1 protein-coding gene and 2 pseudogenes are annotated in these 11,199 nt (G+C 76.4%); all 3 read left to right on the top strand.

Translation table 11 applies throughout. The features are described from left to right. Positions 1 to 47 precede the first annotated feature (47 nt). Positions 48 to 5,027, top strand: coding sequence for a non-ribosomal peptide synthetase (locus B1205_RS15450; protein ID WP_089156257.1), 4,980 nt, complete (start codon positions 48 to 50; stop codon positions 5,025 to 5,027). Further along, a pseudogene (locus B1205_RS32750) lies at positions 5,027 to 8,631 on the top strand (SDR family oxidoreductase); the annotation flags it as partial. The gene B1205_RS15450 and the pseudogene B1205_RS32750, both read left to right, overlap by 1 nt. Beyond that, a pseudogene (locus B1205_RS32980) lies at positions 8,625 to 11,199 on the top strand (beta-ketoacyl synthase N-terminal-like domain-containing protein); the annotation flags it as partial. The pseudogenes B1205_RS32750 and B1205_RS32980, both read left to right, overlap by 7 nt.

The raw sequence follows: 11,199 nt of genomic DNA, 5'->3' as shown, positions 1-11,199 counted from the left end.
CGGTCCGCAACCCCGCCGGTGAGGCCGGCGCCGACCGCCGACCGGCGGTGACCGGTTACCGCCTGGACTGGTCGGACCTGCCGGCGTCGACCGGCGTGGACGACCGCCCGCTGTGGATCGTCGGCTCCGGTTTCGCCGCGAGCGGCTGCGCGCACGCGGCGGCGGCGACGCTGGCACCGAGCGACGTCACCGACCGCGACACGGTGGACGAGACGGCCCGCCGCACCGGTACCCCCGGTGCGCTCCTGGTGGACCTGACCGGGGCGGGCGACGGTGTCGACTTCGCCGCCGAGCCGACGCCGGTCGAGCGGCTCGACGAGGCCTGGTCGGGCCTGCGCGACGGGGTGCTGCGCGGCGTCTTCGGCCTGCTGGGCTCGCTCGCGCGGTGCCGGACGCTGGAGCGCACCGTGGTGCTGCTGGTGACGAGCGCCGACGGGGAACCGGGGCCGGTGTTGCGGGGGCTGCACGGCCTGCTCCGGGCCGCCGCCGGTGAGAGCGCGCGGTGGCGGCCCCGGCTGGTCACGGTGGAGGCCGCCTGGGCACGGGCCGATCCGCGGGCCGTCACCCGGGCCCTGCTGGCCGAGGCCGGCAGCGCGGACGCCGAGGGCTGGGTCCGGCTGGGGCCGTCCGGCCGGCGACGCCGTCCCGTTCTGGTGCCCGAGCCGCCCCTGCCCGGCGAGCCGGCGGAGCTGATCCGCCCGGCGGGAAGCTATCTGGTGGTCGGCGGCCTCGGCGGTCTCGGCCGGCAGGTCGCGACCGCGCTGCTGGCGGCCCGACCGACCGCGGAGCTGCTGCTGGTCGGCCGGTCCGCGCCCGACCCGGTGGCCCTCGACGCGGTACGTGACCGGGCCGGTGGCGGCTCGGTGAGCTACCACCGGTGCGACGTGGCCGATCCGCGGCAGCTCGCCCGGTTGGTCGACGGGCTGGCCCGTGCCGGCACCCGGCTACGCGGCATCGTGTACGCCGCCGGAGTGCTGCGCGACGGATTCCTGCGGGGCAAGACGATGGAGACCGTCGACGAGGTCTGCCGGGCCAAGGTGCTGGGCGCGGTCGCGGTGGACGCCGCCTTCGCCGAGCACCCGCTCGACTTCTTCGTGCTGTCCTCGTCGCTGGCCGCGCTGGTCGGCAACCAGGGCCAGTCCGACTACGCGTTCGCCAACGGGTTCCTGGACGGGTTCGCCGCCGTCCGGGCCGGCTGGGTGGCGCGGGGCCGGCGCCGGGGTCGTACCCTCGCGGTCGGACTGCCGGTGCTCGACGGCGCCGGCATGGTCGTCGACCCGGCGGCGGCGCGCTACCTCGAGGAGACCTACGGCCTGCGACCACTGCCCGTGGCGGCCGCGGTGGACGAGTTGTGGCCGAGGCTCGCGGCGGCCACCGGGGCGGACTCCGCCTACGTGGCGCTGGTCGCCGGCGACCAGGACCGCTGGTCGACCGCGATCGCGGTGGCCACGCCGACGGTCAGGGAGCCGGCCGCCGTCGCGTCCGAGCCGCCGACGGCCGCGCCGAGCGCGCCCACCGGGGCCGCCGCCACGCCGGACCGGCGGACGGCGACGGCGCGGTGGCTGGCCGGGCAACTGGAGCGGGCGACGGGGATACCGGCCGCCGCCGTCGACCCCGACCGGCCGCTGGCGGAGTACGGCGTCGACTCCCTCGCCGTGGTGCGGTGGAACCGGCTGCTGGAGGAGCAGATCGGCCGGGTTCCCCTGGCCATGGTGCTCGACAGCGAGACGGCGGGCGACCTGGCGGACCGGCTGCTCGGTGACCGGGAGAGCCGGATCGCCGCCGTCGTCACCCCCGGCGGGTCACCGCCCGCCTCGTCCCCGGCCGACCCGGTGGCTCCCGCCGACAGCGCGCCGACCGCCACCGACGGACCCACGGAGCTTCCCCTGCCCGAGCGTCTCGTCGGGCTGTGGACCGCGGACCAGATGGCCGCTCCCTCGGCGCCCTACAACATCTCGCTCGCGTGGGAGCTGCCCGCCTCCGTCGACCCGGACGCCCTGCGCGGCGCCGTGGCCGATCTCGTACGCCGCCATCCGGTGCTGGCCTGCCAGGTCCGCCCGCGCGGCGACGAGCTCTGTTTCGTTCCCACCGGGACGACGCCCGCCGTACCGGAGCGGCGGCCGGCCGCCGGCACGGACCTCGACGACGCCGTCCGCGCGGAGGCCGACCGTCGCTTCGGGTCCTCCGGCGAGCCCCTGCTGCGGGCGGTGCTCTGGGCGGACGGAGCGCGCCGGGTGCTTCAGCTCACCACGCATCACGTGGCCGTCGACGGTCGGTCCGCCGAGCTGATCCAGCAGGACCTGGCGGCGCTGTACGCGGCCCGCCTCGGTGCCGGCGACCCGCCGCCACCGGCCGCGCCGTTCGCGGTGGCGCTGCGCCGGGAGCGGGAGGAGACGGCCCGGACCCGGGTCGCCGACCACGAGTTCTGGGCCGGGCGGTTGACCGGCCGTGACGTCGGGGCGGTCTTCGCCGCCGCGGACGAGCGGGCGGGCCGGGCGGGCGCGCACCGTGAGTACCGCCTGCCCGCCGAGGTGACGGACCTGGTGTCCGGCACCGGGCGCACCGCCGGGGTCACCGCGTTCACGGTGTTCCTGGCCGCCTTCGCCGCCGCCCTGTCCCGAGCCACCGGGGAGCGGTCCCTGCTGGTCGCCGTGCCCACCTACGGGCGGGTTGCCGAGGCCGAGGAGGCGACGGTCGGCTGCTTCGTCAACTCGGTGCCGCTGCGCATCGACCTGGACCCGGACCAGCCGGTCACCCGGTGGCTGGCCTCGGTGCAGGAGGAGGTGCGCGGCGCGGTGTCCCACGCCGGCCTGGCCTATCCCCGTCTGGTGGAGCTGTGCCGGGCGGCCGGCGGCGAGCGGGCCGTGCCCACGGTGAGCTTCGCGTTCCAGAACTGGTCCCGGCCGGCGGCGGCGCCGGACGCGCCGTTCGGGCCGCTGGTGTACCGCCGTGGCCAACGCGGCCACTTCGACCTCGGGTTGGAGGTCACCAGCACCCCGGCCGGCGTCGACGTGCTGGCCAACCACCGCGGCGCCGTCCTCGATGGCGCGGCGGTGGACGACCTGATCGACGAGACCCGGCGGATGGTCGTCGAGGTGGACCGCGGGCTCGCCGCCGACGCCACGGTCGGCGCGGTGGTGGGCCGCGAGGCGGGCACCCTGGTCCGCCGCTTCACCGACGTGGCGCGGCGGAGCCCGGACCGCACGGCCGTGGAGGACCCGCACGAGACACTGACCTACGCCCGGCTGCACGCCCTCTCCGACCAGGTCGCCCGGTGGGTGTCGGCGCGGGTCGCGCCGGGGGAGCCGGTCGCCGTCCTGACGCACCGCTCGGCCCGGCTCACCGCGGTCCTGCTCGGCATCCTCAAGAGCGGTTGCCCGTACGTGCCGCTGGACGACTCCTATCCACCGGAGCGCCTGGCGCTGGTGGTGGAGGACGCCGGGTGCGGGGTCGCGATCGCGGATCGGGACCTGGCCGGGCTGCTCCCGCCGCGGCTGACCGTGCTGGACGCCGCCGAGGTGGTCGACGAGTCCGCCGCGGCGCCGCCGGTCGTCGCCCGTCCCGCCCCCACCGCGCACGACCTGGCCTACCTGATGTTCACCTCGGGCAGCACCGGTCGGCCGAAGGGCGTCGCGGTCACCCACGGCAACGTGGTGCACACCCTCGACGCGATCGCCGCGACGACGGGTGTCGGCGCCGACGACCGGCTGCTCGCGGTCACCACGGTCTGCTTCGACATCTCCGTGCTCGAACTGTTCATGCCGTTGGCGACCGGCGGCACGGTCGTCGTCGCCGGTCGCGGCGACGTACGCGACGCGAGTCGGCTCTCCCGGCTGATCAGCGAGCGCGGGATCACCGTCATGCAGGCCACGCCCGCCGGCTGGCAGTTGCTGCTCGACGGCGGCTGGCCGGGCGTGCCGGGGCTGACCGTGCTGTGCGGCGGCGAGGCGCTTCCCCCGAAGCTGGCCCGGGAACTGGTCGGGCGCGGCGACCGGGTGTGGAACGTGTACGGGCCGACCGAGGCGACCATCTGGTCGACCATCGCCCGCGTGGATCCGGCCGGACCGGTCCACCTGGGCAGCCCGATCGGCGCCACCGACCTGGTCGTCACCGGCGCGGACGGGACCGCCCCGGCGGCCGACGGGGAACCCGGGGAACTGTGGATCGGTGGCCCAGCCGTGGCCCGGGGCTACTGGCGTCGGCCGGACCTCACGGCGGAGCGGTTCACCCCCCATCCCTGCCGACCGGAGGCAGGCGGGCGCTACTTCCGGACCGGTGACCTGGTGCGCCGCGACGAACAGGGACGGCTGCTGTTCCTGGGCCGCGCCGACGGGCAGGTGAAGATCCGCGGGCACCGGCTGGAACTCGGGGAGGTCGAGGCCGTCCTGGAGAGCCATCCCGACGTGTGCCGGGCGGTGGCCACGGTGCGGGGCGAGGGCGCCGCCGCCCGGCTGGTCGTGATCGCCGAACCGGCCCGGGGCAGCGTCGCGCCGGATCTGGGCGCGCTGCGCGCCTTCGCCGGGCGGCGGCTGCCGTCGTGGATGCTGCCGGACCGGCTGGTGACCGTCGACGCCCTGCCGTTGACCGCGAACGGCAAGGTGGACCGGCGGTCCGCCGCGCGGATCGCCGAGGCGCCCCCGACCCCCGTGCGGGACGGCAACGTCACCGGGCCGGGAACCGCCGATCCCGACGCCGTACGCCGGTGTGTCCGCGCCGCCTGGGCCGACCTGCTCGACCTCGGCCCCGACGAGGTGCCCACCAACCGGCGCTTCTTCGACGCCGGCGGCAACTCCCTGCTGTTGGGCCGCCTCTACGCCCGCCTCGACGCGCACTATCCCGGCACCGGCCTGGAGATGACCGACCTGTTCGCCCACCCGACCCTCGACGACCAGGTGGGGCTGCTGGTCGGCCGGGTCGGCCCGGTGGCCGGCGATGCGCCGGACGGCCGCCGGCCCCCGGCCGGGCCGACCCCGGCGCGACCCTCGCGCCGCGAGGCGCGACGTGCCCTGCGATCCGGAGGCCACTGATGAACCATGACCAGCCGTCGATCGACGCGATCGACGACGAGAACGCCGTGGCCGTTGTCGGGCTGTCCTGCCGCTTCGGCGAAGCGGGCTCCGCCGACGAGCTCTGGGCGCTGCTCGAACAGGGCCGCAGCGCCATCCGTCGGTATCCGGTCGACGACCTGGTCCGGATGGGGCACGACCCGGCAGCCGTACGGCGCTCCGACTTCGTGCCGGTCGGTGTCGTCCTCGACGACGCCGACGCCTTCGACGCGGAGTTCTTCGGCTACAGCCCGCTGCANTGGAGGACGCGGGCTTCGCGCCGGACCGCACCGGCCTGCGGACCGCGGTCTTCGTCTCGGTCGGCCAGCCCACCTCGCCGCCGGTCTCCATCCGGGAACTGGACGCGGCCGGGATGATCCGCTTCTCCTCCTCGGACAAGGACTTCGCCGCCAGCCGGATCTCCTACAAGCTCGGTCTCACCGGCCCGAGCCTCACCGTGCAGACGGCCTGCTCCAGCGGCCTGGTGGCGGTGCACACGGCGGTGGAGAGCCTGTTGGGGGAGGAGTGCGACCTCGCGTTGGTCGGCGCCGCCTCGCTGCACTTCCCGCAGGCCGGCTACCGGGCCCCGGCCGACATGATCCTCTCCCCGAGCGGGGCCTGCCGGCCGTTCGACGACACGGCCGACGGCACGGTCTTCGGCAACGGGGTCGGCGCGGTGGTGCTGCGTCGGCTGGCCGACGCGGTGCGCGACGGCGACCGGATCCGCGCCGTGATCCGCGGCAGCGCCGTCAACAACGACGGGGCCCGGAAGATGGACTACCATGCCCCGTCGCCGCAGGGGCAGGAGGCGGTGCTCCGCGAGGCGCTGGCGGTCGCCGGCATCGATCCCCGTTCCGTCGGCTACCTGGAGACCCACGGCACCGGGACGCCCCTCGGCGATCCGGTGGAGTACGCCGCCCTCGACCGCGTCTACGGCGGCGCGGACCGCCTCCACCCCGCCGCCATCGGCTCGGTCAAGAGCGTCGTCGGGCACCTCAACACCGCCGCCGGCATCGCCGGCCTCATCAAGGCGGTGCTCGTGTTGGAGCACGCCGCCGTACCCCCGCAGGCGCCCTTCCAGATCGCCAACCGCAACCTGCGCGACAGCGGCGGCCTGCGGGTCGCCACGGCGGACGACGGCTGGCCCGTGCCGGCGGGCCCCCGGCGGGCCGGGGTCAGCTCGTTCGGCATCGGTGGCACCAACGCCCATCTCGTCCTCGAACAGGCGCCCGACGAGGGGCCGGCGGCCGCGCCGGAGCCGGTGCCGGACGCACCCCGGTGGGCCGTGCTCTCCGCCCGCACCGACCGGGACCTGCGTGCGCTCGCGGCGTCCCTGGCCGACGCGCTGACGGCCGACGGCGAACTGCGCCTGGTGGACGTGGCCTGGACGCTGCGGTACGGCCGCAGCCACCGGGCGGTGCGGGCGGCCGTGCCCGCGCGGACCACCGCGGAGTTGGCGCGGCGGCTCGCGGACCTCGCCCGGCACGGCGCCGACGACGTCGACGCCGGCCCGGACGACCCGTACCGGTCGTGGGTGCGGGGGCAGGCCGACCTGCCCGACGACCCGACGCTGGCCGGTGGCCGCCGGACCCGGCTGCCGGGCTACCCCTTCGCCCGCCGGGTGTGGCCGCGACCCGGATCCCCGCGCCCGACCGGCACGGACCGGGCCGGCGCGGACGGGACCGAGCAGCGCACGGTACGCCCCGAGGAGGCGCTGGTCGCCGACCACCGGGTCGGCGGCGTGCCGGTGCTTCCCGCGGCGGTCCAGATCGATCTCGCCCTGACCGCCGCCCGCCGGCCCGACCGCCCGGCGGCCGGCCTGGCCGACGTGGCCTTCCACCGGCCGCTGGCGGTGACCGCTCCGGTCACGCTCGACGTCACCGTCGACGGGCCGCAGGTGCGGGTGCGCTCCACCGAACTGCACGCGTCCGCGACGGTGCTCGGGACCGCGCCCGGCGACCCGGTCCCCGCCCCGCTCGACCTGGACGCGCTGCGGGCCGAGCACCCCGACCACGTCGGGCCGGACGAGCTGTACCGGCGGTTCGCGGCCAACGCGGTGGATTACGGGCCGGCCTTCCGGGTGCTCCGGGAACTGCGGCAGGGCCCGTCCGGAGCGCTGACCCACATCGTCTGCCCGCCCGCGCCCGACGCGACGGTGTCGCCGTACGTCCTCGACGGCGCCCTCCAGTCCGTGATCGGCTGCCTGCGCCGGGAGGACCTCGGCGGCGAGACCTTCGTGCCGTTCGCCGTCGAGCAGCTTCTGGTGCACGCCGAACCGCCCGACGAGGCCTGGGTGCTGGTGCGTCCGCACCGCCTCGCCGGCGGCGGCCAGCGCATCCGCAAGTACGACCTGACGGTGACCGACACCTCGGGGGCCGTCCGGCTGACCCTGCGGGGCCTGGCGCTGCGGCCGGTCGCCGGTGTCGCGCCGCTCGCGGACGTCCATCTCTTCACCACCGTCGACCAGATCGTCGCCGAGGCGGACGGGTCGGAGCCGGAACCGGACGGCCCCGTCGTGCTGCTGGGAGACGAGGACCCCGAGTGGACCGGGCTGGTCCTGCCCGAGCCCGCCGATGCGGCCGAGGCCGAGGCCGTCGGCGCCGAGGTGGCCGCCCGCACCTCCGGGCCCGGTCGACCGGTGGTCGTCTGGCCGCTCGCCGACGGCGGCGCCCACGCCGATCCGGCCGACACCGCCACCGAAGCCGGCCTGCGGATGCTCGCGTTGCTGCGATCGCTGCTGCGGCCGTTGGCCCGGCGCGGGGCACGCATCGTCGTCCCGTACCGCACGGACGTCGCGTCCGGTCCGGTGACCGCCGCCGGGCTGGCCGCGCTGGGGCGCTCGCTCGCCGGCGAGAACCACCGCTTCGCCCTGACCGCCGTCGGCCGGGCCGGCGGGGACCCGGCCCTCGCGGTACGCGCGGCCACCACCACCGCGACGCCGCCCTCCCGCCAACTGGTCGTCGGCGTCGACGGGGTGCCGCGTACCCCGACGCTGCGCCCCGTCGCGCTCCCCGCGGCCGGCGGACCGGCGTTCCGCCGGGGCGGACGGTACTGGATCAACGGCATGGGGCGGCTCGCCGTCCTCGTCGCCGAACACCTGATCGACCACTACGCCGCCCGGGTCGTGCTGACCGGTCGTTCCGCCGCCGAGGGCGCGCGGGGCGAGGAACTGCGCCGGCTCGGCGAACGCGCGGCCCGCGCCGGCGGATCCGTCGACTACCACCGGTTGGACTGCACCGACCGGGCCGCCGTCGGCCGGGTCGCGCACCGGCTGGCGGCCTCGGGGCCGCCGGTCAACGGTGTCCTGCACTGCGCCGGCGTCCTGCGCGACAGCTACATCCTGCGCACGTCCGTGGCGGCCGCCCGGGAGGTGATCGCGACGAAGCTGGTCGGCGCCGCCGCGCTCGACGAGGTGACCGCCGCCTGGAATCTGGACTGCTTCGTGGTCTTCTCCTCGGTCTCGGCCGCCCTGGGCAGCCCGGGGCAGGCGGACTACGCGTTCGGCAACGCCGCCGCGGACGAGCTGGTACGGCAGCGCGCCGCCGACCCGTCCCGCCGGGGCCGGTCGCTGTCGGTGGCGTGGCCGTTCTGGGCCGACGGCGGGATGCGCCCCGCCGAGCCGGTCCGGCAGGTCCTCGGCGACCTGGGGATGCGTGCGCTGCCCACGGCGTCCGGACTGGCCGTGCTGGAGGCGCTGCTCGCCGGTTCGGTGGACGGCAGGGATCCCGGCCCCGCGCCGACCACGGTCGTCCTGTGCGGGGACCGGGCGGCGCTGACCGCGNNNNGGGGGAGCCGGTCGGGGAGGCGTTGCACCGGCGGCTCCGCGCGGTCGTCTCCGAGGCGACCCGGGTGCCGCTGGACGAGGTCGCTGACGACCGGCTCTTCGACGACCTGGGCGTCGACTCGCTGTTGGCGATCCGGGTGGTCGAACTCCTGGAACAGGACTTCGGGCGGCTGTCCAAGACGCTGCTGTTCGAGTGCCGTTCCGTGGCGGAACTGGCCGACCACCTGCTCCAGGAGCATCCCGAACGGTGTGCCGCACTGACCGGGGCGCCGGCCGCCGCCCCGGTCGTGGTCACGACCGAGGACCCCGCCGCCGTCCCCGCGCCGCGCCGCGCCGACACGACCGTCGAGGACCGGGTGGACCCGAGGGCCGTCGCCGTGATCGGCGTGTCCGGCCGCTTCCCGCAGGCCGGGAACCTCGACGCGCTGTGGGAGAACCTGCGCGACGGGCGGGACAGCATCACCGAGGTGCCCCCGGACCGGTGGGACGCCGAGGCGCTCCACAGCCCCGACAAGAGTCGGGTCGATCGCGCGTACGCCAAGTGGGGCGGCTTTCTCGACGGCGTGCAGGACTTCGACGCCGCCCTGTTCCACATCTCGCCCCGGGAGGCGGGAGTCATCGACCCGCAGAGCCGGCTGTTCCTGGAGAGCTGCTGGGCGGCCCTGGAGGACGCCGGGTACACCCCGGACCGACTGGTGACGACCGACGAGCCGGCGTACCGCCGCGACGTCGGTGTCTTCGTCGGCGCGATGTACGGCGAGTACCAGTTGCACGAGGCCGAGGAGCGGTTGCGGGGCAACCCGGTGCTGGCCAACAGCGCGTACTGGTCCATCGCCAACCGGGTGTCGTACTACTTCGACTTCCAGGGACCCAGCGTCGCCGTCGACACCGCCTGTTCCGCCGCGCTGACCGCCGTGCACCTGGCCGTCGAGTCGCTGCGCGCCGGCAGTTGCCGGGTCGCCGTCGCCGGTGGCGTCAACGTGCTCATCCACCCGAACAAGTACTTCATGCTCAGCCAGGGGCGGTTCGCCTCCAGCGACGGGCGCTGCCGCAGCTTCGGCGCCGGCGGTGACGGGTACGTCCCGGGCGAGGGGGTCGGCGCGGTCGTCCTCAAGCCGCTGCGCGACGCCCTGCGCGACGGCGACCACCTGCACGGTGTCCTCAGGGGCACGGCCGTGAACCACGGCGGCCGGACGAACGGGTACACGGTGCCCAGCCCGCGCGCCCAGGCGAACCTGATCACGAAGGCGCTGCGCGACGGCGGCCTGACCGCGGGGGACCTGGACTACGTCGAGACGCACGGCACCGGCACCCCGCTGGGTGACCCGATCGAGATCCGGGGTCTGGTCAGCGCCTTCGCCGCCGACGGCGTGACCGGTCCCGGCCGGCTGCCGATCGGCTCCGTCAAGTCGAACGTGGGCCACCTGGAGTCGGCGGCCGGGGCGGTGGCCCTGGCCAAGGTGCTGCTCCAGCTCCGGCACCGGACGCTGGTTCCCTCGTTGCACGCCTCCCCGCCCAACCCGGAGATCGACTTCGACCGGATCCCGTTCGCGGTCCAGCAGGAGCTGGCACCGTGGCGCACCCGGGACGGCTCGACCCGCCCGCTGCGGGCCGGCATCAGCTCCTTCGGCGCGGGCGGCGCGAACGCCCACCTGGTCGTGGAGGAGCCACCCGCGCCGCCGCCCCGCGCCGCCGCCGACGGATCGCCGCCGATGGTCCTGCTCCTGTCCGCCCGTACCGACCGGGCGCTCGCCGCCTACGCCCGTACCCTGCACGACCATCTGGTCCGGGTGCGCGGGCAGGACGACGCGCCCGACGTCGCCGACGTCGTGTTCACCTTCGCGGTCGGGCGGGTGGAGCTCGCCCGCCGGGCGGCGGTCCGGGCCGACTCGTGGGACACGATGCTGGCGGAGTTGAACATCGTCGCCGAGGGGCGCGCGGCGTCCTCCCCGACCGGTGGCGCCGCAACGGCGGTGGCGGACTGGCTGGCCGGTGGCCGGGTCGACCGCGTGGCCGTCAGCGGTGCGGCCGGCCGGGGCCGTCGGGTGTCGTTGCCGCCCTATCCGTTCGAACGGGTGCGTTGCTGGTACGACGCGCAGATCGCCCACCTGCACCAGCAGGGCCTGGGCAGCGTCGGCCGCGAACCCGAGCTGGCCCGACCGCACCTGCGGGACTTCGGCCTGCGCCCCGCCGCGCCGGACCCGACCGGGGACCGTCCCGTGAGGTCGGTCGCGGCGCCCGCTGCGGCGTTGGTCGCGGAGCCCGCCGTGGACCCCGCCGTGACGCCCGCCGTGGACCCGGCCACGGCGTCGGTCGCGGAATCCGCCCCGGTCCCGCCGCGGGCCGCCGTCGCACCGGCCGTCGCCGCGT

The sequence above is a fragment of the Micromonospora sp. NBS 11-29 genome (genome assembly GCF_002140155.1).
GTDB lineage: Bacteria > Actinomycetota > Actinomycetes > Mycobacteriales > Micromonosporaceae > Micromonospora.
Note: the sequence above shows the minus strand (reverse complement) of the source record. Positions and strands in the feature narration are given on the sequence as shown.